The organism is Streptomyces sp. NPDC032126 (assembly GCF_055580085.1).
This window is the reverse complement of sequence record NZ_JBVIMA010000010.1, coordinates 160608-184590: the sequence shown is the minus strand read 5'-3', so window position 1 is coordinate 184590 and position 23983 is coordinate 160608. Positions and strand designations below refer to the sequence as shown.

The following is a 23983-nucleotide window of genomic DNA, read 5'->3' as shown; positions in this document are numbered from 1 at the left end:
GTGCGTCACGATCCCATCACTCGTGCGCGATCGCCGCCAGCACATTCATGCGTGATGCACGCAACGCCGGGAGCAGCGCGGCGACCACACCGACGACCGCCGAGCCGATCACCACCGCGACCATCGTGCCCCAGGGGATCGCCAGCGCCTTCATGCCCTGCAACGCCAGCACCTGCTGGATGCACACGCCCCACACCAGCCCCAGCGCCAGTCCCAGGACCGCGCCGAACACCGCGATCACCACGGACTCCAGCCGGATCATGCGCCGCAGCTGCCGCCGGGCCAGCCCGATGGCCCGCAACAGGCCGATCTCCCGGGTCCGCTCCACCACCGACAGCGCCAGGGTGTTGACCACGCCGAGCACCGCGATGACGATCGCCAGCCCGAGCAGCGCGTACACCAGGTACAGCAGGACCGCGATCTGGTCGTGCACCAGCTGCTTGTAGTCGGCCTGGTCGCGCACCTGCACCTGCGGATACGGCTTCAACGTCCGCTCCAGGCGGGTGCGCAGCGCGTCGGCGTCGGTGCCGCCGGCCGCGTTGACGTAGAGCACGGAGTCCTGGCCGCCGGGGACGTACTTCTCGACCCCCTTGATGCCGAGGAACAGCCCGCCCTGCATGCCGAAGCCCTCGGCGGAGTCCTGGTCGGTGAGCGCGCCGACCCGCAGCTCGGTGTGCTGCCCGCCGGGGAACTCGACCGGGAGCACGCTGCCGATCCGCACGTCGTGGTCATGGGCGAAGTCCACGTCCATGCCGACGCTGCCGTCCGCGAGGGCGGCGGCCGAGTCGCCCCGCACATACGTGATGTGCGCGATGTCGTCGACCCGGGGGTCGTAGCCCGCGGCGGTCGTCTTGACCCGCTTGCCGTCCGGCAGCCGAACCGCCAGCGGCGCGAACCGCTGCCGTACGACGAGACCGACGCCCTCGGTGCCGCGCACCGCGTCGGTGACCTCCTGCGAGAACGGGGTGAAATTGGCGTTCTGGATCACGAAGTCGGCGCCCAGCGTCGAGTCGATCTGTTCGTCGAAGGACTTCGTCATGGACGCGCTCGCCACCGACATGCCGCCCACCAGCGCCAGCCCCACCATGAGCGCGGCCGCCGTGGCCCCCGTACGGCGGGGATTGCGCAGGGCGTTGCGCTGGCTCATCTTGCCGACCGGTCCGAACAGGGCCGGGAAGGCCCCGCCCAGCACCCGGATCACCGGACGCACCAGCAGCGGGCCGGCGATCACCGTGGCGATCAGCGTGAGCACCACGCCGAGGCCCAGCAGCGAGGCCGCCGAAGCGGTCCGCGACGAGGCCGCGCAGCCCGCGAGCGCGGCGACGCCGAGCGCCCCGACGACGGAGCCGGCCACCGCGCGCACCCTGAGCGGCCGCCCCACACCGGCGATCTCGGCGTCCGCGAGGGCCGCCATCGGGGAGACGCCGGCGGCGCGGCGGGCCGGCAGATAGGCGGCCACGAAGGTGACGCCGACGCCGACGACGTAGGCCGCGACGGGCGTCCCCCAGCCGATGACCATCTCGGTGGTCTTGAGGTTCATGCCGAACGCGCTCATCAGCTTGATCAGGCCGGCCGCGAGCGCGATACCTGTGGCGAGGCCCAGGGTGGAGCCGACGAGGCCGAGCAGCAGCGCCTCGGCGAGCACCGAGCGGCGCACCTGGCGGCGATCGGCGCCCAGGGCGCGCAGCAGGCCGAGTTCCCGGGTGCGCTGGGCGATCAGCATCGAGAAGGTGTTGACGATGAGGAACATCCCGACCAGGACGGCGATCCCGGCGAAGCCCAGCATCACGTACTTGATGACGTCGAGGAATCCGCCGAGTTCCTCGGCCGCCGACTTGGCCTGCTCGTCGGCCGTCTTCACGTCGTAGGCGTTCGTGCCGAGCGCGGCCGTGACGCGCTGCTTCAGCACGGCGTCCGACACGCCCGGCGCGGCGTCCACGGAGATGCCGGTGGCGCGGTCCGCCGAGCCCAGCAGCTCGGTCGCGGCGACCTCGGGGTCGAGGAAGACCAGGGCGGCGCCCGGGTTGGTGGTGGTGAAGGTGGCGATGCCGACGATCTCGACCTTGAAGGAGCCCGGCTGGGCCATCACGGTGAGCGTGTCGCCGATCCGCACGTGCTTCTTGTCGGCGGTGTCCGCGTCCAGCAGGGCCTCACCGGCGCCGTGCGGGGCGTGGCCGCTGGTCAGCTTCACGGGGCTGCGGTCGGTGACGTACCAGTCCAGCGCGATCGTGGGGGCGCCGGTGGTCGGGCCGACGGACTTGTTGTCGGCGTCGACGACGGTGATGTTCTGCACGGCCACGTCGGCGTGCGCCGAGGCGACGCCCTCGACGCCGCGCACCGGGCCGACGAGCGAGGCGGGCACCGTCTGGACCGCGCCGGTCGGCACCGAGGAGTTCAGGTCGTCCTTCGGCTCCACCGTCACATCGGCGGAGGTGGACGCGAAGAGCCGGTCGAACGTCCGGGACACCGTGTCGGAGAAGATCAGGCTGCCCGCGACGAACGCCACCGACAGCACGACGGCCAGGGCGGACAGCAGCAGGCGCCCCTTGTGCGCGAGAAAGCTTCTCAGCGTCGCCTTCAGCACGGACTCAGCCCTCCCGCGCCGCGTCGGCGTCGCCCTGCGCCGGTTCAGCCGATGGCTGCGGCGGTTCGTCTGTGGTCCGCTCCGGTCCGTCCCCGTTCCGTGTCGGCTCGACCGCCGCGTCGAACTGGCTGCGGATCACGTCGAACCGTTTCATCCGTTCGAGCACCGCCTCCGCCGTCGGATGCTCCATCCGGTCCACGATCCGCCCGTCCGCGAGGAAGAGCACCAGGTCGGCGTGGGCGGCGGCGCCCGGGTCGTGGGTGACCATCACGACCGTCTGCGCGAGATCGTCCACCGCCTTCCGCAGGAAGCCGAGGACCTCCAGACCGGCCCGAGAGTCCAGGTTGCCGGTCGGCTCGTCCGCGAAGATCAGCTCGGGCCGGGACAGCAGCGCCCGCGCGCACGCGACGCGCTGCTGCTGGCCGCCGGAGAGCTGGGTGGGCCGGTGCTTGAGACGGTCGCGCAGCCCGAGCGCGTCGATGACCTCCGCCAGCCACTTCTCGTCCGGCTTCTGGCCCGCGATATCCATGGGCAGGGTGATGTTCTCGACCGCGTTGAGCGTCGGGATCAGATTGAACGACTGGAACATGAAGCCGATCCGGTCCCGCCGCAGCCGCGTCAGCTGGCGCTCCTTCAGGCCCGTGATCTCCGTGTCGCCGAGCCACACCTGACCCGCCGAGACGGTGTCCAGGCCGGCCAGGCAGTGCATCAGGGTGGACTTGCCCGAGCCGGAGGGGCCCATGACGGCGGTGAAGCGCCCGCGCGCGATGTCCACGTCCACCGAGTCCAGGGCGAGGACGGCGGTCTCGCCCGTCCCGTACGCCTTGGTCAGGCCGCGGGCGCGGGCCGCGGTGCCGTCGGCCGGGGCCGGGCCGGGGGCGTGCCCCGCAGCAGGTGTGGACAAGACTGCCTCCTCGCGCGCGTGGACCGATGGATCGCTCGGTTTCCGGTCGAGCCTAATGTGACCCGGCGCACACCCGGTATCTCTTTTCGCCCGCGTCCGGCCTTGCCGGTGCTAGCACCGCGGCGCTAGCGTCGAAGCATGGCCAAGACCCAGCTGAACGTTCGCGTCGACGAGGGCACCGCCCGCGCGGCCCGCGAACGGGCCCTCGCGCGCGGCATGAGCGTCAACCGCTACATCGAGGAGCTGGTCAGACAGGACACGGGAGAAGCCGGCCACACCTTCGTCGAGGCCGCCGCCGACTTCATGAAGCAGTACGAGGCCGTCTTCGCCGAGGAATTCGGCGCGGACCGCGAAGGCTCGCGCGAAGGTCGCCGCTGAGACCTTGGAGAACCTGAAGATCGACCTCGCCTGGCTGCTCCTGCTCGCCGAGCAGAGGATGCCGGGAGACCCCCGGGTCACCGACTGGGGCGCACTGGTCGCCGCCGTCGCCCGGCACCAGGCGGAGGTGCTCGACCTCCCCGTCTACGACACCCCGCAGGCCCGGGCCGCCTCCCTGCTGCAACTCCTCATCCACGTCCCGGCGTTGGAGCGCTCCAACGCGCTGTTCGCCTCCGCGGTCGCCTACGCCTACCTGGTCGCCAGCGGCCTGAAGGTCGTCACCTCTCCCGAGCGGGTACGGGATCTGGCGCGGCTGGTGAAGGACGGGGAGGCGTCGGTGGACGACATCGCGCGGGAACTGCGCCAGTGGAGCCTGTGAGGCACCGCGGCAGGGGACCCTACGTGCCCTCCCTGTCCTTCGCCGCCGCCTCGGTCGTCTCCTCCGCCTCGGCCTCCACCGCCCCCGGCGCACGCTCAGCGGCAGGTTCCGCGGGGCGTCGTGCCATGCCGAGCACGCAGTACGAGCTGGGCGTCCGCGGCCCCTTCTCCGGCACCAGCAGCCGCCGGTACGGGCCGAGTTCGAAACCCGCGCGGACGATCTCGGCCAAGGGATCGCGGTCCACGTGACAGCCGCCGAACAGCCGTGGCCAGACCGTGCGGTCCAGGGTCCGCTGGGTCAGTCGCATGGCGCTGCCGCCGCCCCGCCCGTGTTCGAGGAACCGCAGTTCGGCGCCCGGCCGCAGGACCCGCCGGATCTCCCGCAGCGCCCGCTGGGCGTCCCGCACACTGCACAGCACCAGTGACACCACGGCGGCGTCGAACGCCTCGCTCTTGACCGGCAGCGCCTCGGCCGCGCCCGGCGCCACATCCACCGGCACATCGGCGTGGCTCGCGGCGGTCAGGGCCAACTCCCGCAGGGTGCGCTCCGGTTCGATCGCCACGACCTCGGAGACGGCGCGCGGATAGTGCGCGAAGTTCAGCCCGTTGCCCGCGCCGATCTCGATGACGCGCCCCGACAGCCCGGCGAGCAGCTCGTCGCGCAGCGGGCCGACGGCGCGCTCGGCCGTCACGCTGAAACGCGCGTAGAAACGGGCGAAGAGGGGGTGATGGACGGCGTCCTTGGTGGCGGCCGGCGAGGACATGGCGGACCTCCTGTCCGTGATGTGCCTTACCGGGATTGTCCCCCGTGGGCGCCGTCCGCACCCCCGCGCGTCGGGCCGTCAGGACACGAAGTCGCGGACCTGCTGGTAGGCGCCGTGGTCGTTGTTCATGTTGTCGTGCGAGATGCAGCCGACCCCGACGTTGGTGGCGCCGCTGAGGACCGCCGTGGTGTCCGGGTTGAGCGCCTCGTCGCAGTTGGACCAGTAGCTGGCGTACGACACGGCGCCCGGCGTCTCGTCACCGGAGTTCAGCGAGGTCAGGAACGAGCTGCCGGTGTACATCTCCGCGCAGGAGGTGTACAGCCACGCGCACCAGCCGGCGACCGTCGTGCCGTGGTTGACGCCGGCCGTCGAGACGAAGTCGTCGACGTACGCCGTTCCGCCGAGGTTCTTCAGGTAGTAACGCGAGCTGAGCGCACCCATGGAGTGAGTGACGATGTCGACCTTGGACGCGCCGGTGCGCGCGAGGACCTTCTTGATCTCGGTGGCCAGCTGCTGGGCGGTGGTCGCGTTCGACTGCGACCAGCTGTACGTCCAGGCGTCCAGCTCGGACGCGCTGTAGCCGTCCGCCTTGAAGTCCGCGATCCAGTCGTCCCAGCTGCTGGAGTCGCTGCTGATGCCGTGCACGAACACGATCGGGTTGTGGGTGGCGGCGTGCGCCGCGGGGGCGGAGAGCGAGAGGGACAGAAGGAGTGATGCCAGTACGGCGGAGAGTGCCGTGGCGATACGACGCCGGTGGCGCTGCATGGGGCCTCCTGGAACGGGTGGGGTCGCCAGGAGTGTCCGGCGCGGGCTCCGCGCGCCGCATCGGTGAAATCGCCGGGGTCTTTACGGTTCAAGTAACCCGCCAGTAACGTGAAAAGCGTGGTGACTCCGGTGAACCCCCCACCTCTGGAACGAACTTCGCCACCGCCGCGGCCCGTCTGTGAACTCCCCGAGGGCGTCCGCGTACGGACGCTGCGTCTCGTATACGGCGATCAGCGGGCCGCCGACGAACTGGCGGCGCGGCTCACCTCCCGTCAGGCGGCCGGCCTGGACCCGCTGCCGACCGAACCCTGCGAGGTGGCCCCGAGGTTGCTGGGCGCCCGGCGCCGCGAGGTGCGGGCGCTGCCGGACGACACACGGCTGCTGCTCCTGCTCGCGGCGGCCGACCAATACCCCGTGGCCACCCACGCCTTCCTGCGCGCGGTCGCCGCCGCCGGGCTCGACACGCGGCCCCTCGAAGCGGCGGAGACGGCCGGCGTCGCCTGCGCCACCGCCGGCGGCGTCGCCTTCCGCGATGCCTGGACCCGTGTCGCCGTCTACGACACGGCCGCCCCCGCCGACCGCCGCGACGCGCACCGCCTGCTGGCCCGCGTCCTGCACGGCCCCGCCGAGGCACCGGGCCGCGCCTGGCACCGGGCGGCGGGCGCGCTGGGCCCGAGCTCCCGGCTCGCGGCCGAGCTGACGACCGCCGCGGACCAGGCCCGCGCGGCGGGCGACCGGTCACTGGCCCGCGCCCTCACGGAACGCGCGGCGGCGCTGTCACCGGAGCCGGACCGGCGGACCCACCTCCTGGCCCTGGCCGCCTCCGACGCCTGGCACGCGGGCGACGGCGACCGCGCCCGACACCTGGCGGCCCGCACGGACACGGATGCCTTGTCCGGGATCCTCGCCCTGCGCACGGGCAACGCCACCGACGCCTTCGACGCGCTCCTGGCGTGCGCGTTGCGGGAGGGATGCGACACGGGTGCCGGCGGGGGCGGCGCGGGAGGTGTCGGTGAGCCCGGCGCTGGCTCTGGGGGCGGGTCGGGTCTTGTCGGCCAGGCCGGCGTCGGCCCTTGGGGCGGGGCGGGACGTGTCGGTGAGCCTGCCGCCGGCCCAGCGGCCGGGGCTGGACGTGTCGGTGAGCCCGGCGCCGGCTTTGGGGGCGGGGCGGGACATGCCGGCCCAGCGGGCGGGGCCGGACGTGTCCGTGAGCCCGCCGCCGGCCCAGTGGGCGGGGCTGGACGTGTCGGTGAGGCCGTCGCCAGCCCACTTCTCGCCCGCGCCACCGAGGCCGCCATCTACACCGGCCACTTACGCCGCTGCCGGGAAGCCGTCGCCGCCGCGCGGTGGCTCGGGGTGGCGCCGCCCGGTTCGCTCGGCGGGATCGCGGCCGCTGTCGACGGGCGGTACGAGGACGCGAGGGTGCTGCTGGAGGCCGCCGCCGAACGCTGCGGGCCGGGGGAGGATCCCGCTCTCCTCCTGCACGCCGGGATCGCGGCGCTGCTGCTCGGCGACCACACCCGCGCCGCCACGGCCACCGTCCGCGCCGCCGCCGCTTTCCGGGCGCGCGGCGAGCCGGCCGGTGTCGTGCAGGCCATGGAGTTCCGCGCGTACGCCGACTTCGGGACCGGCCGCCCGCGCGCCGCCGAGACCGCCGCCCTGGACGCCCTGCACCAGGCGCACGCCACCGGACAGGACAACGGGGCGTGTCATCTCCAGGCCGCCCTCGCCCTGTTCGCCGCGCTCACCGGCGACGCCGAGCTGTGCCGTGAACGCGCCGCGACCGCCCGCTCGTACTCCCTCGCCCACGGCCTGGGCCTGGCCGCCGCCCTCGCCCAGTGGGCCCTCGCCGTGCTGGACCTCGACGCCGGACGGCACGACGCCGCGGCGGCCCGGCTGCGCGCCCTCGCCGGCTTCGGACCCGGCCACGGCCACCGCGCCATCCGCCACCTGGCGACCCCGCACTACGTCGAGGCGGCCGCCCGCGGCGACGACACCCGCATCGCGCGCGCCGCCCACGCCGACTACGACCGCTGGGCCCGCGCCGTGCGCAACCCCGACGACCTCGCGCTCAGCGCCCGCTGCCGCGCCCTGCTCACCCCCGGCGCCGACGCCGTCGAGCACTACCGGACGGCCCTCGGCCTGCACGAGCACGGCACCCGCGACTTCGAACGCGCCCGCACGGAGCTGCTGTTCGGCGGCGCGCTGCGCCGGCTGCGGCACCGGGGCGAGGCCCGCGAGCGGCTGCACAGCGCGTGGGAGGCGTTCGGGTCCTTCGGCGCGCCGCACCTCGCGGACCGGGCCCGCGCCGAGCTGCGGGCGCTGGGGGCACCGGCCCGCGACGCGGAGCGACCCGCGGCCGGTCTGACCGCTCAGCAGATGCGCGTGGCCCGGATGGCGGCCGACGGGGCGACCAACCGCGAGATCGCCGTCCGGCTCGCGCTCAGTCCGCGCACGATCGATCACCATCTGCGGGGCGTCTTCACGCGCCTGGGCATCCGCTCACGCATCGAACTGGTAAGACTGCTGGGCGAGTTGGAGGACGCGTGAGGCTCGGGCCCCGACGGTGGATGTCATCCGCCGAGGCGCCGGGGCCGTCCGCGCGGTTCCTCGCGCCCGTTGGATGTCATCCGCGCGAGGCGCTGGGGCCGTCTGCGCGGTTCCTCGCGCCCGTTGGATGTCATCCGCGCGAGGCGCCGGGGCCGTCTGCGCGGTTCCTCGCGCCCGTTGGACGTCATCCGCCGGGGCCTCGGGGCCGCTCGCCCGGCCCCCCGCCCCCTTTCAGGGCGCGGCCAGCGCCCGGAACTCGTCCGCCCGCCACGTGCCCTCCAAGCGCGGTGCCAGCCAACCCGGTGCCGCCGCGCGGAAGTCGGTGGGTGGCAGCGAGCCCGCGCCCTGCGGGAGCGCCCCCAGCAGCGGGGCGCCCGCGACCTCGGGCAGATCGGTGACGTTGCACCGCATCGCCAGATCCGGGGAGTCCGGCCAGCTGCCGATCACCACGCCCAGCAACTCCAGCCCCCGCGAACGCAGTTCACGCGCCGTCAGTTCCGTGGTGTTCAGCGTGCCCAGGCCCGCCGACGCCACCACCAGCACCGGCGCCCGCAGCGACTGCGCCGCGTCGGCCAGCGTGCCGCCCGTCTCGTCGAACCGTACGAGCAGCCCGCCCGCGCCCTCCACGAGGACCAGGTCGTGCTCCCCGGCCAGCTTCTGCGCCGCCTCCGCCACGTCGGCGGGGCGTACACAGGCCCGCCCGGCCCGCCGCGCGGCCGTACCGGGCGCCAACGGGTCGGGGTATCGGGCGAGTTCGGCCGTCGTCACCGGCCCCGCCAGCCGCGCGACCTCGTCGGCGTCGCCGCGCTCGTCCGGCCGCACGCCCGTCTGCGCGGCCTTGAGCACGGCCACCGACCGGCCCGCGGCGAGCGCCGCCGCGGCGACGGCGGCCGTCGTGACCGTCTTGCCGACCTCCGTACCGGTTCCCGTGATCACCAGGATCGGCATGCTCAGGCACCTCCCGTCGTGGACTCGCCCGCCGCCGCGCACACCGCGCGCGCGATCCGCGCCACGTCCGCGTCACCCGTGACGTACGGCGGCATCGTGTACACCAGATCGCGGAACGGCCGCAGCCACACGCCCTCCCGCACCGCCGCCCGCGTCGCCGCCGCCATGTCGACGGCGTGGTCGAGCTGGACGACCCCGATGGCGCCGAGGACCCGGACGTCCCGTACGCCGGGGATCTCCCGGGCCGGCGCCAGGCCCTCCAGGAGCCCCGCCTCGATCCGCTTCACCTCGGAGCGCCAGTCCTGCCCGAGCAGCAGTTCGATCGACGCGCAGGCCACGGCCGCCGCCAGCGGATTGCCCATGAACGTCGGCCCGTGGGCCAGCACCGGCACCTCGCCCCGCGAGATGCCGTCGGCCACCCGCGACGAGCACAGCGTCGCCGCCATCGTCAGATAGCCGCCGGTCAGCGCCTTGCCGACACACATCACGTCCGGTGCCACCGCCGCGTGGTCCGCCGCGAACAGCGCGCCGGTGCGGCCGAACCCGGTCGCGATCTCGTCGAACACCAGTAGCACGTCGTGCGCGTCGCACGCCTCGCGCAGCACCCGCAGATAGGCGGGGGAGTGGAACCGCATCCCGCCCGCGCCCTGCACCACGGGTTCGACGATGACCGCGGCCAGCTCACCGGCGTGGCGTTCGATGTGGGTCCGCAGATGATCGGCGTACACCTCGTCGTACTCCGTGCGCGGCGCGTCCGCGAACACCTGGCGCGGCAGGATGCCGGTCCACAGTTCGTGCATGCCGCCGTCGGGGTCGCACACGGCCATCGGCTGCCAGGTGTCGCCGTGGTAGCCGCCCCGCCAGGTCAGCAGCCGCCGCTTCTCCGGACGGCCGAGCGAGCGCCAGTACTGCAGGCACATCTTCACGGCGACCTCGACCGACACCGAACCGGAGTCGGCGAGGAAGACATGCTCCAGACCCTCGGGCGACAAGTCGACAAGGAGCTTCGCGAGCCGTACGGCGGGCTCGTGGGTGAGCCCGCCGAACATGACATGGCTCATCCGGCCCAGCTGCTCGCGCGCGGCCTCGTTGAGCACCGGGTGGTTGTAGCCGTGGATCGCCGACCACCAGGACGACATGCCGTCGACCAGCTCGCCCGAGCCGTCCGCCAGCCGCAGCCGGACCCCGCTCGCCGCCTCCACGACGAGCGGTTCGGCCCGGCCGGGCATCGGACCGTAGGGATGCCACACATGCCGCCGGTCGAGGTCCAGCAGCTCGGGCACGCTCAGGTCAGGCATTGGGCGCGAGGTCCGTTCCGGCACCCCGCCGGCGTACGGCGACCAGGTCCGGGCGTGCCTCGTTCGCCGGCGCCGCGGCCGCCGTACCGCAGATGCCGCCGCCCGCGTGCGACCCGCAGCCCGCGTCCTCGTGGGAGCCGCACCCGGCGCTCTCGTGCGAGCCGCAGCCGGCGCTCTCGTGCGAGCCGCAGCCAGCGCCCGCCCGGTGCTCCGGCAGCGTCACCTGGTCGGTGCCCTCCACCTCGAACCCGGCGTCCGCGATCATCTCCAGGTCCGCCTTGCCCGCCTGGCCCTCACTGGTGAGGTAGTCACCCAGGAAGATCGAGTTGGCCAGGTGCAGCGCGAGGGGCTGCATCGTGCGCAGATGGACCTCGCGGCCGCCCGCGATGCGCACCTCCGCGTCCGGGCAGACGAAGCGGACCATCGCCAGGATGCGCAGACAGCGCTGCGGGGTGAGGTTCCACTCCTTGGCCAGCGGGGTGCCCTCGAACGGGATGAGGAAGTTGACCGGCACCGAGTCCGGGTCCAGCTCGCGCAGCGAGAAGACCACGTCGACCAGGTCCTCGTCCGTCTCGCCCATGCCCGCGATCAGACCCGAGCACGCCGACAGACCCGCCGCGTGCGCCTTCTGCACGGTGTCGACACGGTCGGCGTAGGTGTGCGTGGTCGTGATGTCCCCGTACGTCCCCTCGGACGTGTTGAGGTTGTGGTTGTACGCGTCGGCGCCCGCCTCGCGCAGCCGCTCGGCCTGGCCGTCGGAGAGCAGACCGAGACAGGCGCACACCTCGACGCCCTCGTTCTGGTCCTTGATGGCCTTGATGGTCTCCGAGACCCGGTCCACGTCCCGGTCCGTCGGACCGCGCCCGCTCGCCACCAGGCACACCCGCTTGGCGCCGCCCGCGAGCCCGGCCGCCGCGGCCTGGGAGGCCTCGTCGGGCTTGAGCCAGGTGTACTTCAGGATGTCGGCCTTGGAGCCGAGCCGCTGGGAGCAGTAGGAGCAGTCCTCCGGGCACAGGCCCGACTTCAGGTTGACGAGATAGTTCAGTTTCACCCGCCGCCCGAACCAGTGGCGGCGCACCTTTCCGGCCGCGGCCACCACGTCGAGCAGGTCGTCGTCGGACGTGGCCAGTACGGCCAGCGCCTCCTGGCGGGTCGGCAGCTCGCGCCGAAGCCCCTTGTCCACCAGCGTGTTCAGCAGGTCCATGGAAGCCGATCCTGCCTTGCGGACCCGCCTCGGGCCAAGGTAGGGATCGCACAACACACCCGCTTTGACGTGTGGGTATTGCCACACCCTGGGTGACCGACCGGCCCGCTAGGGTCTGTCCGCTACCTACAAAGCACCGGAGGACCCATGGCGTTCGGCTGGATCGACGAGCAGGCTGAGGCGCGCCGCCGCGCCGGACTGGTCCGCACCCTGCGCCCCCGTCCCGCCGACTCGCCGCTGCTGGACCTGGCGAGCAACGACTACCTGGGCCTCGCCCACCACCCCGAGGTCGTGGCGGGCGCCGCGGCGGCGGCCCGCACCTGGGGCGGTGGGGCGACCGGGTCCCGCCTCGTCACCGGCACGACCGAGCTGCACACCGAGCTGGAGCGCGAGCTGGCCGATTTCTGCGGTACCGAGGCGGCGCTCGTCTTCTCCTCCGGCTACGCGGCCAACCTCGCCGCGGTCACCGCGCTGGCCCCGCACGGCTCCCTGATCGTCTCGGACGCCGGCAACCACGCCTCGCTCATCGACGGCTGCCGACTGGCCCGCGCCACCACCCAGGTCGTGGCGCACGCCGACCCGGACGCGGTCCGCAAGGCGCTCGGCACGCACGACGGGCCCGCCGTCGCGGTGTCCGACACGGTGTTCTCGGTCGACGGCGACGCGGCCCCGCTCGTCGGGCTCGCGGCGGCCTGCCGGGAGTACGGCGCCGGCCTCGTCGTGGACGACGCCCATGGGCTCGGCGTCCTCGGCGCCCGGGGCCGGGGCGCGCCGTACGCGGCGGGGCTCGCGGGCGCCGACGACGTGGTCGTCACCGTCACGCTGTCCAAGTCGCTGGGCAGCCAGGGCGGGGCCGTCCTCGGCCCGGCCCGGGTGATCGACCACCTCGTCAACGCCGCACGAACGTTCATCTTCGACACCGGCCTCGCCCCCGCGGCGGCGGGCGCGGCCCTGGCCGCCCTCCGACTGCTGCGCCGCGAGCCGGAGCGGGCGGCGCGGGCGCGCGCGGTGGCCGGCGAACTGCACGACCGGCTGACGGCCGAGGGTCTGACGGCGGTCCGTCCGGACGCCGCGGTCGTCTCGGTGCGCGCGCCCTCCCCGGAGGAGGCCGTGCAGTGGGCGGCCGACTGCCGTACCGCGGGGCTGGCCGTGGGCTGCTTCCGACCTCCTTCCGTACCCGACGGCGTCTCGCGGCTGCGGCTGACCGCCCGAGCGGACCTCACCGAGGCCCAACTGGATCGCGCTGTACGTGTGATCGGGGCGACACGACCATGAGTCGGCGTGACACGGCCGTGCTCACCGCGGGCCGTGCGCTCAGGCCAACGCGGCCGTGAAGCCCGCCCAGCTCTCGGGGGAGAAGAGCAGCGCGGGTCCGGCCGGGTTCTTCGAGTCGCGAACGGCGAGCAGTCCGGCCCAGGGACCGGAGTCCGGGCGGGCCGTCTCGACACAGTTGTTGGCTCCCGTGCTGTAGCTGCTGCGCAGCCAGCGCATCTCGGGCAGCCAGGATGTGGAGGGTACGTTGCGAGGTACGTCACGAGGCAGTGCGGTCATGGTGCCTCCTTACGCGCCGTCACCTATTGCGGCGATGTAATCCAGCGAATCCTCGGGCGAAAGGGCGTGCATCTGAAGGGCGTTGAAGGCCTCGGTGTAGGCCTGGAGGTCTTCTTTCCGTTCGAGATAGAGGCTACTCGTCAAGTGGTCGAGAACAACCACATCCAGATCAGAAGTGCTCGAAAATGAGAAGATAACGAAAGGCCCGGTCACGCCGATGTGTGCCCCCGCGGCGAACGGAAGGACCTGGAGCCTCACTTGGGGAAGCCGGGCGGCCTCCGTCAGCCGGTGCAGCTGGCGGGCCATCACCTCCGGTCCGCCCACCTCCCGCCGCAGCACCGCCTCGTCCAGCACCGCGCTCAACTCCAGCGGCCGCTCCGACCGCAGCACGTCCTGCCGGGCCAGCCGCACCTCGACCAGGGTGTCGAGGCGGTCCTCGTCCAGTCCCTCCACGGCGGCCCTGGTCACCGCCCGGGCGTACTCCGGCGTCTGGAGCAGCCCCGGGATGACGGTCGTCTCCAGGGTCCGCATCCCGCTCGCCTGCGACTCCAGGCTGATGAAGTCCCGGTAGGTCGGCGGCAGCACCCCGCGGTAGGCGTGCCACCAGTGGTCACGCCCGAGGCCGTCGTCGGAGCCGGACAACACCAGCATCAGCTCCCGCAGTTGCGGGTCGACCACCCCGTAGGCGTCGAGGAGTAACCGCACATCTGCCGGTTTCGCACCGCTCGTGCCCGTCTCGATCCGGCTCACCTTCGACTGGTGCCACCCCACGAGCCGGGCCGCCTCGCCACTGGTGAGTCCGGCGCGGGCACGCAGCGCGCGCAGTTCGGCGCCCAGTTTCCGGCGGCGGACCACGGGACCGTGTTGCATGGCCCCCTCCTTACTCCTTCCGAGCCGCCCAAAAACGCTCTGTCGTAGCAGAGTTCACCGCTTCGAGCGACAGATATATGCATATCTTGGTGGATCGCCACCCGTGACCGGCGCTGAAATGGCACGCTGGCGAAGTAGCACCAGTCCGGGACCGTACTCGAACCATCCGCACCGTGTCGGACCCCGGTCCCATGGGAAAGGGACGACGTCGCCATGGCAGACCACCTGGAAGCATCCGTCACTCTGCCGAGCGATCCCGCCTCGGTCTCCGCGGCCCGCACATTCACCCTCGGCACCCTGGGGGAGTGGGGTCTGCCGGCGGACGCCGAGCTGGCCGACACCGTCCGTCTGATCGTCTCCGAACTGGCCACCAACGCCGTACAGCACACCTTCGGCCAGTCACCCACCTTCACGGTGGACCTCGTCCTCGACCGGGACGAGAACCTGCGGATCGGCGTCACCGACAGTCACCCGCGCTTCCCCAAACGACTGCCGGCCGCCGTCCAGCAGGACAACGGCCGTGGCATGGTGATCATTCGCTGGCTGACCGCCGAGTGCGGCGGCAGAGTGCGGGTGCGGCCGACCCGGGAGGGCGGCAAGACGGTCTTCATCGAGGTCCCGTGGACGGCACCGGCCGTTCCGGCCGAGCCGGTGGCGACGGCGGGCCAGCAGGAGCCGTAGCGGCCGTACGCGGCCCGCGGGAGCTGTTTCAGGGGCCCGGGAGCCCCGGAGCGGCCGACGGCGTGTCAGGGGCGCCACCGGCCGCTCCGGGAGCGTCAGCTGACCCGGCCGTACCAGACGCTCTTCGTCCAGATCTTCTGGAGCTTCACGACGTCCCCCGTCTTCGGCGAGTGCCAGATCTTGTTGTTCCCGGCGTAGATGCCCACGTGGTAGACGCTCGAACCGGAGTGGAAGAACACCAGGTCACCGGCCTTGCGGTTCTTCGAGGAAATGTGCTTCGTCTTGTTGTACTGCTGGGCCGCGGTGCGGGGCAGCGTCTTGCCCGCCTTCTTGTACGAGTAGAGCGTGAGCCCGGAGCAGTCGAACCGGTGCGGACCGGCGGCGCCGTACTTGTACGGCGAGCCCTTCTTCGAGGCCGCGACCTGGAGTGCCTTCGTCGCCGGCGTGGCGGCCGCGGCGTCGGTGGCGACACCCGGAACCACGATCGAGCCGCCCACCGCGGCGATGGCGAACGCCGAGGCCGTGCCGGCCCGGGCCATGAGCGACGGGACACGATTGAGCGCAGTCATGCGCAACCCTTCGTCAGCCGCCTGTGAAGGATGACCTGTCGGATTCGGGCTGGCGAAGTTGCCCGGCCGCTGACGCGGCTTCACCCCAAGGGCTGCTCGACCCGGCGTCTCCTCGCGGAGCCGACCGTGCCGGCGACCCGTCGTGCTTGGGTCCTCCACTCCTGCCGAACCATCCTGTCGACCGGTCATCCGGGCGGCGGCAGGACTCGGCGTCCGCCCGGACCGCCCCGCCGCTTGTGGCGGGGGCTTGTCGTCAGACAGGGATCTTGACTCACGGATGTCCGAAAATCCCAATGGAATCGGCGATTTGTGGGGTTACTCACCACTCACCCGTTCGGGTGGACACCCTGATCGTCGGTCAGGTGTCAAGACACCCAAGCACCCTCGGACCAGGGAAGAAATGCCCCGATCTGCCCTGATACTACGCGCGTTGCGCAACTGCTGGGGGCCGAAAAAACGAGCGGAGAGTACTCCGAACGGGGGTAACCCGTTCGGTCCGTTTGAGTCCCGCTCCGGACGCTCGCGCCGCGCCCGCCGACGGCCCGGAACCGGGCGCGCGGCGGATCAACTGTCGGTGACAGGCGGAACGGTGACACGCGCCGTGCGGCGCTCCCCGTCCAGGACACGCAGCGCGCGCGCCAGCGTGGGGGCGTGCAGCTCGCTCTCGCCGCGCTGATGCATGAGCGTCAGGGCGTCACGCAGCGCCGTTGCCTTGGCGACCAGCGCCTGCGCGGCGCGCAGTCCTCGATATGTGTCCCCGTGGTGCGCCGGGTTGATCCGGCCGAGCAGATCGACCACCTCCAGGTAACGGTCGATCAACTCGGCCTCGGCGCGGGTCAGCGCGGGCAGCGGCGGCAGGTCCGGCAGCATCGGCCGTCTCACCTCCCGCCGGACGCGGGGCGTGCGCCCTTGCGGCTGGGGATGATCCCGTCGGCCAGTCCGTACTCCACGGCCTCCTGGGCGGTGAGGATCTTGTCCCGCTCGATGTCGGCACTCACCTGCTCCCGGTCGCGCCCGGTGTGCCGTACGAGCATCTCCTCCATCCGGTCCCGAACCCTCGTCAACTCCTCGGCCTGGATGGCGAGATCGCTGGCCTGCCCCTCCACCGGCCCGGACAGCTCCGGCTGGTGGATCACCACGCGCGCGCCGGGCAGCATCCAGCGCCTGCCCGGGGTGCCCGCCGCCAGCAGTACGGCCGCGGACGAGCCGGCCTGGCCCAGGCAGATCGTCTCCACGTCACAACCGACGTATTGCATCGTGTCGTAGATCGCCGACATGGCGCTGAACGAGCCGCCCGGCGAATTGATGTACAGCGAGATGGCCCGGTCCGGGTCCTGGTACTCGAGGTGCATGAACTGCGCCATCACGTCGTTCGCCGAGATGTCGTCGACCGGCGTACCGAGGAAGACGATCCGCTCCTCCAGCAGCTTCGCGTAGGGATCCATGGTCTTGTGGCCGAAGCTCGTGCGCTCGGTGAACTCGGGCAGGACATGGCGGGCGGACGGTCGGATCATGATGCCCTCCTTCTCCGTCTGTAAAAAATGTACAGGACGTACATGACGTAATGTGGGGAGCATGGCCTACGAGATTCCGGTGACGCAAGCCAGGGCTGAGCTCGCCGACCTGATCAACCGGGTGGTCTACGGCGGTGAGCGGGTCGTCGTGACCCGCCACGGCAAGCCCCTCGTCGCCCTTGTCTCCGCCGCTGACCTGGAACGACTCGACGAGCTCGACGCCCCGGCCGAGGAGCGGGCGATCCCCTCCCTGACCGCCGTGCGCGAGGTCGCGTCCGCCCCCCGCGAACAGCAGCGCTTCGGCATCACGGCACACCACCACGGCCCGAGCCCCTCGTAGGAAACGCGAAGACCGTGCTCGCCCGTCCGCTACGGCGGGGGAGCACGGTCCGTTGAGGGGGTGGCGTCGGTCAGCCCACGGGAGCCGGCGCCGGTTTCCGGGTGCGGGCCCTCATGCTCTGACCGAGGAGGACGGCCCCCAGGCCCAGCGCGGCCCACCAGGTCAGCGTCAGGGCGGCGTCCGTCGCGCCCGCGCCGTCGAAGAACGCCACCGAACGCAGCAGCGTCGCCCCCGCCCCCGGCGGCAGCCACTGGCCGATCGCGCCGGCCGGCTCGGGCAGCATGTACGGCGCCGAGGACGCCCCCGAGAACGGGTTGCCGATGAGCATCATCAAGGAGGCGGCGACGGCGATGCCGGCCCGGCCGACCAGCGCGGCGGTCCCGGCGACGGCGGCCGCCACGGCCAGGGTCGACAGGCCGAGCACCCCCGCCTCGGCCCACCAGTTGCCGCTCAGCACGCCGAGCCAGGAATCGGCGATCGTGGCGGCGGCCAGGCCGACCAGGGCGGACGCGCCGGTCACCGCCAGCGCGGCCCGGCCGCCGCGCAGCCCGAGCAGTGTCGTCACCGAGCCCGCCGCGAGCCCCGCCATGACCAGCGGCAGCACGCTCGCGGTCAGGGCCGCGCCCCGCGGGTCGGCGGCCGGGGCGGCCACCACGTCCTCCGTCGTCAACCGCGCCCCGTTCGCGGCCGCCTGGGCGCCCACCGCCTGCTGGAGCGACTGCGCGACGAGCGGACTCGCGGCGGAGGCGGTCAGCAGCTTCGGGCCCGCGGGGGTGACGACCACCGCGCCGTACACCGTCCGGTCCTCGATCGCGGCGCGGGCGGCGGCCTCGTCGGCGTAGCGGTGGATCTCGAAGGCGCCCTTGTGTCCCTGGCGCAGGCTCTGCTCCAGCGGCGCCGTGGCGGCGGCCGGACCGGCCACGCCCAGCGGGAGGTCATGGGGCGCGGTGCGGGCGGCGGGCCAGGCGAAGGCCCACAGGGCCAGCAGCGCCATGAGCGGGGCGACGAGGGTGGCCGCCAGCAGGCGGCGGCGGGGGGAGTGCGGGGATGGGGTGCCCGTGGGGCGGGTGCTGCCGGAGGCCGGGGAGGGGTCGGTGGCATGTGTCGCGTTCATGGCCTCCGTGACCTCCGTGGCGGTGGAGGTGGTGGATGACATGGGGAGCCCCCTAAAAAGAATGATCGTTCGTTTTATGACTGCCTCCACGGTGCGCGCCATCGACCGCGCTTGTCAAGAAGGAACGTTCGTTTTATGTTGGGGGCATGGCCCGCGTATCCCAGGCACACCTCGACGCCCGCCGTCGGCAGATCCTCGACGCCGCCGCGCTCTGCTTCGCCCGCAACGGCTTCCACGCCACCTCCATGCAGGACGTGCTGAAGGAGGCCGACCTCTCGGCGGGCGCCGTCTACCGCTACTTCCGGGGCAAGGACGAGCTGATCGGCGCCATCGTCGGCGAGGTTCTCGCGGTGCTGCGCGAGACGTACGAGGGCGCCGCGGTCGAGACACCGCCGCCGTTGCCCGACGTGCTGATCTCCCGTGCGATGCACGCGATGCGGGAGGCCAGGCCCGGCGTCCTGGAGGACGGCTCCTGGGTCTTCCCCCGGCTGCTGATCCAGGTGTGGACCGAGGTCGTACGCAACGACGAGCTGGCGGCCCAGGTGAGCGCGGGGTACGAGGCGGTGCGGTCGGCCTGGGCCCGGGTGGTGGAGAGCTACAAGTCCGCCGGGCTCATCGCCGAGGACGCGGACGCCGACGCCATGGCCAGGGTGATGATCGCGCTGGCCCAGGGATTCGTGGCCCAGCGGGCCGTGATGGGCTCGCTGCCGGACGGATGGCTGGAGAACGGTCTGCGGGCGCTGATGAGCATGCGGGACCCGCGCTCCGGCGCCTGAGGGATCACCGCTCGGTTAACGCGCTTGAAACTCGCCCCAACTAGCCTCCGATCACGCCACCAGGGACTTTTGCCGGGTGGCCCCGGCAGGCGGGCCCCGCACGGCCCGGAGCGAGGAGTGAGGTGGGACGTGCAACTGACCCCGCACGAGCAGGAGAGGCTGCTGATCCACGTGGCGGCCGACGTGGCCGAGAAGCGCCGGGCCCGCGGGCTCAGGCTGAACCACCCCGAGGCGGTCGCCCTCATCACGTCGCACATCCTCGAAGGCGCGCGGGACGGCCGTACGGTCGCCGAGCTCATGTCCTCCGGGCGCAAGCTGCTCACCAGGGACGACGTCATGGACGGCGTGCCCGAGATGATCCACGACGTCCAGGTCGAGGCCACTTTCCCGGACGGCACCAAGCTCGTCACCGTCCACGACCCGATCGTCTGAGGGGGCCCGGCATGATTCCCGGCGAGATCCTGTTCGCGGATGGCCCGATCGTCTACAACGAGGGCCGCGACGTCACCCGGCTGACCGTCCTCAACGCCGCCGACCGGCCCGTCCAGGTCGGCTCCCACTACCACTTCGCCGAGGCCAACCCGGGCCTGGAGTTCGACCGTGCCGCCGCGCGCGGCAAGCGGCTGAACGTCGCCGCCGGCACCGCCGTGCGTTTCGAGCCGGGCATCCTCGTCGACGTCGAACTCGTCCCGCTCGCCGGGCGCCGTGTGGTGCCCGGGCTGCGCGGGGAGACCGGAGGTGCCCTCGATGCCTGAGATCTCGCGTGCCGCGTACGCCGACCTGTTCGGCCCGACCACCGGCGACCGCATCCGGCTCGCCGACACCGATCTGCTGATCGAGATCGAGGAGGACCGTTCCGGCGGGCCCGCGCTCGCCGGTGACGAGGCGGTGTTCGGCGGCGGCAAGGTCATCCGGGAGTCCATGGGCCAGGCGCGGGCCACGCGTGCGGACGGCACCCCGGACACCGTCATCACCGGCGCCGTCATCGTCGACCACTGGGGCGTGATCAAGGCCGACGTCGGCATACGCGACGGGCGGATCACCGGGATCGGCAAGGCGGGCAACCCCGACACCATGGACGGGGTCCACCCCGACCTGGTCATCGGCCCGGAGACCGAGGTCATCGCGGGCAACGGACGGATCCTGACCGCCGGGGCGATCGACGCGCACGTCCACTTCATCTGCCCGCAGATCGCCGACGAGGCGCTGTCGTCGGGCGTGACCACGCTGGTCGGCGGCGGCACCGGGCCGGCCGAGGGCTCCAAGGCGACGACCGTGACGCCCGGCCCCTGGCACCTGGCCCGGATGCTGGAGGCGATGGAGGCGTACCCGCTCAACATCGGCTTCCTCGGCAAGGGCAACACCGTCTCCCACGAGGCGATGCTCTCGCAGATCCGGGGCGGCGCACTGGGCCTGAAGCTGCACGAGGACTGGGGCTCGACGCCGGCCGTCATCGACGCCTCCCTCACCGTCGCCGACCGGACCGGCATCCAGGTCGCCATCCACACGGACACCCTCAACGAGGCCGGGTTCGTGGGGGACACGCTCGCCGCGATCGCCGGCCGGGGCATCCACGCGTACCACACCGAGGGCGCGGGCGGCGGGCACGCGCCCGACATCATGACCGTGGTCTCCGAGCCCCACGTGCTGCCCAGTTCGACGAATCCGACGCGGCCGTTCACGGTGAACACCGCCGAGGAACACCTCGACATGCTGATGGTGTGCCACCACCTGAACCCGGCGGTGCCGGAGGACCTCGCCTTCGCCGAGTCCAGGATCCGGCCCTCGACCATCGGGGCGGAGGACGTCCTGCACGACCTCGGCGCGATCTCGATCATCTCCTCCGACGCGCAGGCCATGGGCCGCGTCGGCGAGGTGATCCTGCGGACCTGGCAGACCGCGCATGTGATGAAGCGACGGCGGGGCGCGCTGCCCGGCGACGGCCGGGCGGACAACCACCGGGTACGGCGGTACGTCGCGAAGTACACGATCAACCCGGCGCTCGCGCAGGGCCTGGCCCGGGAGATCGGCTCGGTCGAGAGCGGCAAGCTCGCCGACCTCGTGCTGTGGGAACCGGCGTTCTTCGGCGTCAAGCCGCACCTCGTCATCAAGGGCGGCCAGATCGCCTGGGCGCAGATGGGCGACGCCAACGCCTCCATCCCGACGCCGCAGCCGATCCTGCCGCGGCCGATGTACGGGGCGATCGGGCGGGCGCCCGCCGCGAACTCGTTCAACTTCGTGGCACCGCTGGCCATCGAGGACGGGCTGCCGGAGCGGCTGGGACTGGGCAAGCGGTTCGTGGCGATCGAGTCGACGCGGGCGGTCACCAAGGCCGACATGCGCGAGAACGACGCCCGGCCGGACGTGCGCGTCGACCCGGACAGCTTCGCCGTGCACATCGACGGTGAGCTGGTCGAGGCGACGCCCGCGGCCGAACTGCCCATGGCCCAGCGCTACTTCCTCTTCTGATGTCCAGGGCGGCACTGCTCGTCCTGGCCGACGGCCGCTTCCCCGCCGGTGGGCACGCGCACTCCGGCGGGGCGGAGGAGGCGGTCAAGGCCGGGCGGATCACCGGGGCGGCGAGTCTGGAGGCGTTCTGCCGGGGGAGGCTGCACACGGCGGGGCTGGTCGCGGCCTCGCTGGCCGCGGCGGCGGCGCTGGGGGCCGACCCCGCGCAGCTGGACGCCGCGGCGGACGCCCGCACGCCCTCGCCCGCGCTGCGGCTCGCGGCACGCAAGCTGGGGCGGCAGTTGATGCGGGCGGCCCGGGCCGCCTGGCCGTCCGCCGAACTGGACGCCGTGGCAGGGGAGTTCCCCAAGGGAGCCCATCAGCCGGTGGTCCTGGGGGTCGCCGCCCGGGCGGCCGGACTGGGGCCGGCCGACGCGGCTCACTGCGCGGCGTACGAGAGCGTCAGCGGTCCGGCGACCGCGGTCGTACGGCTGCTGAGCCTCGACCCCTTCGACGCCACGGCGGTGCTGGCCAGGCTGGCGCCGGAGGTGGACCGGGTGGTGGATCGGGCGACCGACGCCGCACACGGAGTCGTGGAGCAGGGCGTCGATGCCCTGCCCGCGGCTTCCGCTCCGCTGCTGGAGATCGGCGCGGAAGCGCATGCCGCCTGGCCGGTACGCCTCTTCGCGTCGTAGCCCGCCGACCCCGGCGGCCGGGCCTCCAGCCCCAGCCCTCAGGAAGCACCTCACCAGGAGCCGTAGATGCACCTCGACCACACCCACGACGGACCCTTGGCCGTGAGCGCCGACGCCCACCGTCCCGACGGCTGCCGCCGGGCCCTGCGGATCGGGCTCGGGGGGCCCGTCGGGTCCGGCAAGACCGCGACCGTCGCCGCGCTCTGCCGGGCCCTGCGCGACGAGCTGTCCCTCGCCGTCGTCACCAATGACATCTACACCCGCGAGGACGCCGCGTTCCTGCTGCGGGAAGCGGTGTTGCCGCCCGAGCGGATCAGCGCCGTCGAGACGGGGGCCTGCCCGCACACCGCCATCCGGGACGACATCTCCGCCAACCTCGAAGCCGTCGAGGACCTGGAGGACGAGGTCGGCCCGCTCGATCTCATCCTCGTCGAGTCCGGCGGCGACAACCTCACCGCCACCTTCTCCAAGGGGCTCGTCGACGCGCAGATCTTCGTGATCGACGTGGCCGGCGGCGACGACATCCCGCGCAAGGGCGGGCCGGGTGTCACCACCGCCGATCTGCTCGTCGTCAACAAGACCGACCTGGCGCCGTACGTCGGCTCCGACCTGGGCCGGATGGCTGTCGACGCCAAGGCCCAGCGCGCCGAACTGCCCGTCGTCTTCCAGTCGTTGCGCTCCGAGACGGGCGTGGCCGAGGTCGCCGCCTGGGTGCGCGGGCAGCTCGCCGCGTGGACCGCGTGAGCGGCGCCGCGACCGCCTCCGGGGTCCGTGCCACCGCTCGGCTGCGCGCCCGCAGCGACGGGCGGGGCGGCACCTGCCTGCCCGTCCTCGACAGCGACGGTCCCCTCGCCCTGCGCCGCACCCGCGGCGCGTCCGGCGAGGCCCATGTCATGCTCGTCGGGGCCATGAGCGGCCCCCTCGGCGGGGACCGCTTCGCCGTCGAGGCCGACGTGGAGGAGGGGGCCCGGGTGCGGCTGTCCTCCGCCGCCGCGACCATCGCCCTGCCCGGACAACTCAAGGGCCACGCACGCTACGACGTCCGCGTCCGGGTCGGCGAGCGGGGCCGACTGCACTGGCTCCCCGAGCCGTTGATCTCCGCCCGGGGCAGCGACCTGTACGTCACCACCCGCGCCGACCTCGACCCCACCGCCACCCTCGTGCTGCGCGAGGAACAGGTGCTGGGGCGCGTCCGCGAGGAACCCGGGCGGCTCACCAGCCGTCTGGTCCTGCGGGTCGGCGGACGGCTCGTCCTCGACCAGGAGCTGGCCTGCGGGCCGGGCGCCCCGGGCGGATGGGACGGCCCCGCCGTGCTCGCCGGACAGCGGGCCGTCGGCCAAGTGCTGGTCGCCCGGCCGGAGTTCACGACCCGACCGGTCGAACCGCGCGTCCTGGGCCCGGCGGCCGCCCTCATGCCACTGGCCGGGCCCGCCGCCCTGATCACCGCCGTGGCCGGGGACGCGCTGGCGCTGCGCCGGGTGCTCGACGCCGCTCTCGCCGAGGTCGACCAGCACATCCGGTGAGCGGTACACCTCTCTCCGCTTATCGGATTGGCAAAGAAGGCACGCCAGATCTGTTCTCAGGTGCCCCACAGCAGACAGGATCCCCCGTAACTGTCTGTTGACCACTAGGTAGGGGGAGAGCCTCACTTG

General features: G+C 72.8%; 26 protein-coding genes and 1 riboswitch. Of the genes, 13 read left to right on the top strand and 13 right to left on the bottom strand.

What is annotated here, in order from left to right; translation table 11 throughout:
• Positions 1-16 precede the first annotated feature (16 nt).
• Positions 17-2584, bottom strand: a complete 2568-nt coding sequence (locus ACZ5NW_RS32075; RefSeq protein WP_468747502.1) for an ABC transporter permease — start codon at positions 2582-2584, stop codon at positions 17-19.
• A 4-nt stretch (positions 2585-2588) separates the two neighbouring features.
• Entirely contained in the window at positions 2589-3488 is a 900-nt protein-coding gene (locus tag ACZ5NW_RS32070) for an ABC transporter ATP-binding protein (protein ID WP_468747501.1), read from the bottom strand.
• Positions 3489-3626: 138 nt separating this feature from the next.
• Between ACZ5NW_RS32070 and ACZ5NW_RS32065 the strand changes: the two genes are divergently transcribed.
• Both ACZ5NW_RS32065 and ACZ5NW_RS32060 read left to right on the top strand, forming a co-directional pair.
• Entirely contained in the window at positions 3627-3866 is a 240-nt protein-coding gene (locus tag ACZ5NW_RS32065; RefSeq protein WP_468747500.1) for a toxin-antitoxin system HicB family antitoxin, read from the top strand.
• Between the two features lie 4 nt (positions 3867-3870).
• The gene (locus ACZ5NW_RS32060) at positions 3871-4245 is read left to right on the top strand and encodes a fic family toxin-antitoxin system, toxin component (protein WP_468747499.1); all 375 of its coding nucleotides are present in this window, start codon (positions 3871-3873) and stop codon (positions 4243-4245) included.
• Positions 4246-4264: 19 nt separating this feature from the next.
• Here the strand turns inward: ACZ5NW_RS32060 and ACZ5NW_RS32055 are convergent, their stop codons facing one another.
• Positions 4265-5008 carry a class I SAM-dependent methyltransferase gene (locus tag ACZ5NW_RS32055; RefSeq protein ID WP_468747498.1) on the bottom strand — a complete coding sequence of 248 codons (744 nt, stop codon included), beginning with the start codon at positions 5006-5008 and terminating at the stop codon, positions 4265-4267.
• Between the two features lie 78 nt (positions 5009-5086).
• On the bottom strand, positions 5087-5773 hold the full coding sequence (locus ACZ5NW_RS32050; protein ID WP_468747497.1) for an esterase/lipase family protein: 687 nt from the start codon (positions 5771-5773) through the stop codon (positions 5087-5089).
• A 120-nt stretch (positions 5774-5893) separates the two neighbouring features.
• On the opposite strand from ACZ5NW_RS32050, the gene ACZ5NW_RS32045 reads away from it, so the two are divergent.
• On the top strand, positions 5894-8323 hold the full coding sequence (locus ACZ5NW_RS32045) for a helix-turn-helix transcriptional regulator (protein ID WP_468747605.1): 2430 nt from the start codon (positions 5894-5896) through the stop codon (positions 8321-8323).
• 231 nt (positions 8324-8554) lie between these two features.
• Here ACZ5NW_RS32045 and bioD read toward each other — a convergent pair whose 3' ends face one another.
• Genes bioD through bioB form a run of 3 tightly spaced genes read right to left on the bottom strand, consistent with a single transcriptional unit; the run spans position 8555 to position 11773 of the window.
• Positions 8555-9271, bottom strand: a complete 717-nt coding sequence (bioD, locus tag ACZ5NW_RS32040; protein ID WP_468747496.1) for a dethiobiotin synthase — start codon at positions 9269-9271, stop codon at positions 8555-8557.
• A gap of 2 nt (positions 9272-9273) precedes the next feature.
• Positions 9274-10569 (bottom strand): adenosylmethionine--8-amino-7-oxononanoate transaminase, encoded by a 1296-nt coding sequence (locus ACZ5NW_RS32035; RefSeq protein ID WP_468747495.1) that lies wholly within the window; start codon positions 10567-10569, stop codon positions 9274-9276.
• Positions 10562-11773 carry a biotin synthase BioB gene (gene bioB / locus ACZ5NW_RS32030; protein ID WP_468747494.1) on the bottom strand — a complete coding sequence of 404 codons (1212 nt, stop codon included), beginning with the start codon at positions 11771-11773 and terminating at the stop codon, positions 10562-10564. The genes ACZ5NW_RS32035 and bioB overlap by 8 nt, the downstream gene beginning before the upstream one ends.
• 147 nt (positions 11774-11920) lie before the next feature.
• Here bioB and ACZ5NW_RS32025 point away from each other — a divergent pair, with 147 nt between their 5' ends.
• Entirely contained in the window at positions 11921-13048 is a 1128-nt protein-coding gene (locus ACZ5NW_RS32025; RefSeq protein ID WP_468747493.1) for an 8-amino-7-oxononanoate synthase, read from the top strand.
• Between the two features lie 39 nt (positions 13049-13087).
• Here the strand turns inward: ACZ5NW_RS32025 and ACZ5NW_RS32020 are convergent, their stop codons facing one another.
• Both ACZ5NW_RS32020 and ACZ5NW_RS32015 read right to left on the bottom strand, forming a co-directional pair.
• Positions 13088-13324 (bottom strand): DUF397 domain-containing protein, encoded by a 237-nt coding sequence (locus ACZ5NW_RS32020; protein ID WP_468747492.1) that lies wholly within the window; start codon positions 13322-13324, stop codon positions 13088-13090.
• A 9-nt stretch (positions 13325-13333) separates the two neighbouring features.
• Entirely contained in the window at positions 13334-14194 is an 861-nt protein-coding gene (locus ACZ5NW_RS32015) for a helix-turn-helix domain-containing protein (protein ID WP_468747491.1), read from the bottom strand.
• Between the two features lie 213 nt (positions 14195-14407).
• On the opposite strand from ACZ5NW_RS32015, the gene ACZ5NW_RS32010 reads away from it, so the two are divergent.
• A complete protein-coding gene (locus ACZ5NW_RS32010) occupies positions 14408-14875 on the top strand; it encodes an ATP-binding protein (protein ID WP_468747490.1) in 468 nt (155 codons plus the stop codon).
• Between the two features lie 95 nt (positions 14876-14970).
• Here the strand turns inward: ACZ5NW_RS32010 and ACZ5NW_RS32005 are convergent, their stop codons facing one another.
• The 3 genes from ACZ5NW_RS32005 to ACZ5NW_RS31995 all read right to left on the bottom strand — a co-directional run bounded on the left by ACZ5NW_RS32005 (position 14971) and on the right by ACZ5NW_RS31995 (position 16958).
• A complete protein-coding gene (locus ACZ5NW_RS32005; RefSeq protein ID WP_468747489.1) occupies positions 14971-15444 on the bottom strand; it encodes a C40 family peptidase in 474 nt (157 codons plus the stop codon).
• 3 nt (positions 15445-15447) lie between these two features.
• Positions 15448-15589: riboswitch (cyclic di-AMP (ydaO/yuaA leader) on the bottom strand.
• 419 nt (positions 15590-16008) lie between these two features.
• Positions 16009-16314 carry a hypothetical protein gene (locus ACZ5NW_RS32000; RefSeq protein ID WP_468747488.1) on the bottom strand — a complete coding sequence of 102 codons (306 nt, stop codon included), beginning with the start codon at positions 16312-16314 and terminating at the stop codon, positions 16009-16011.
• Between the two features lie 8 nt (positions 16315-16322).
• Positions 16323-16958, bottom strand: coding sequence for an ATP-dependent Clp protease proteolytic subunit (locus ACZ5NW_RS31995; RefSeq protein WP_468747487.1), 636 nt, complete (start codon positions 16956-16958; stop codon positions 16323-16325).
• Positions 16959-17019: 61 nt separating this feature from the next.
• Between ACZ5NW_RS31995 and ACZ5NW_RS31990 the strand changes: the two genes are divergently transcribed.
• Positions 17020-17298 carry a type II toxin-antitoxin system Phd/YefM family antitoxin gene (locus tag ACZ5NW_RS31990; RefSeq protein WP_468747486.1) on the top strand — a complete coding sequence of 93 codons (279 nt, stop codon included), beginning with the start codon at positions 17020-17022 and terminating at the stop codon, positions 17296-17298.
• A 70-nt stretch (positions 17299-17368) separates the two neighbouring features.
• On the opposite strand, the gene ACZ5NW_RS31985 is transcribed toward ACZ5NW_RS31990, so the two are convergent.
• Positions 17369-18292 (bottom strand): ABC transporter permease, encoded by a 924-nt coding sequence (locus ACZ5NW_RS31985; protein ID WP_468747604.1) that lies wholly within the window; start codon positions 18290-18292, stop codon positions 17369-17371.
• Positions 18293-18558: 266 nt separating this feature from the next.
• Here ACZ5NW_RS31985 and ACZ5NW_RS31980 point away from each other — a divergent pair, with 266 nt between their 5' ends.
• The 7 genes from ACZ5NW_RS31980 (at position 18559) to ACZ5NW_RS31950 (ending at position 23854) form a co-directional block, all read left to right on the top strand.
• A complete protein-coding gene (locus tag ACZ5NW_RS31980) occupies positions 18559-19188 on the top strand; it encodes a TetR/AcrR family transcriptional regulator (RefSeq protein ID WP_468747485.1) in 630 nt (209 codons plus the stop codon).
• Between the two features lie 129 nt (positions 19189-19317).
• Positions 19318-19620 (top strand): urease subunit gamma, encoded by a 303-nt coding sequence (locus ACZ5NW_RS31975; RefSeq protein ID WP_468747484.1) that lies wholly within the window; start codon positions 19318-19320, stop codon positions 19618-19620.
• A gap of 11 nt (positions 19621-19631) precedes the next feature.
• Positions 19632-19943 carry an urease subunit beta gene (locus ACZ5NW_RS31970; protein WP_468747483.1) on the top strand — a complete coding sequence of 104 codons (312 nt, stop codon included), beginning with the start codon at positions 19632-19634 and terminating at the stop codon, positions 19941-19943.
• On the top strand, positions 19936-21657 hold the full coding sequence (locus tag ACZ5NW_RS31965; RefSeq protein ID WP_468747482.1) for an urease subunit alpha: 1722 nt from the start codon (positions 19936-19938) through the stop codon (positions 21655-21657). The genes ACZ5NW_RS31970 and ACZ5NW_RS31965 overlap by 8 nt, the downstream gene beginning before the upstream one ends.
• A complete protein-coding gene (locus tag ACZ5NW_RS31960) occupies positions 21657-22331 on the top strand; it encodes an urease accessory protein UreF (RefSeq protein WP_468747481.1) in 675 nt (224 codons plus the stop codon). The genes ACZ5NW_RS31965 and ACZ5NW_RS31960 overlap by 1 nt, the downstream gene beginning before the upstream one ends.
• Before the next feature lie 66 nt (positions 22332-22397).
• On the top strand, positions 22398-23075 hold the full coding sequence (gene ureG, locus ACZ5NW_RS31955; RefSeq protein WP_468747480.1) for an urease accessory protein UreG: 678 nt from the start codon (positions 22398-22400) through the stop codon (positions 23073-23075).
• Positions 23063-23854 carry an urease accessory protein UreD gene (locus tag ACZ5NW_RS31950; protein WP_468747479.1) on the top strand — a complete coding sequence of 264 codons (792 nt, stop codon included), beginning with the start codon at positions 23063-23065 and terminating at the stop codon, positions 23852-23854. The genes ureG and ACZ5NW_RS31950 overlap by 13 nt, the downstream gene beginning before the upstream one ends.
• The last annotated feature ends 129 nt before the right edge of the window (positions 23855-23983 follow it).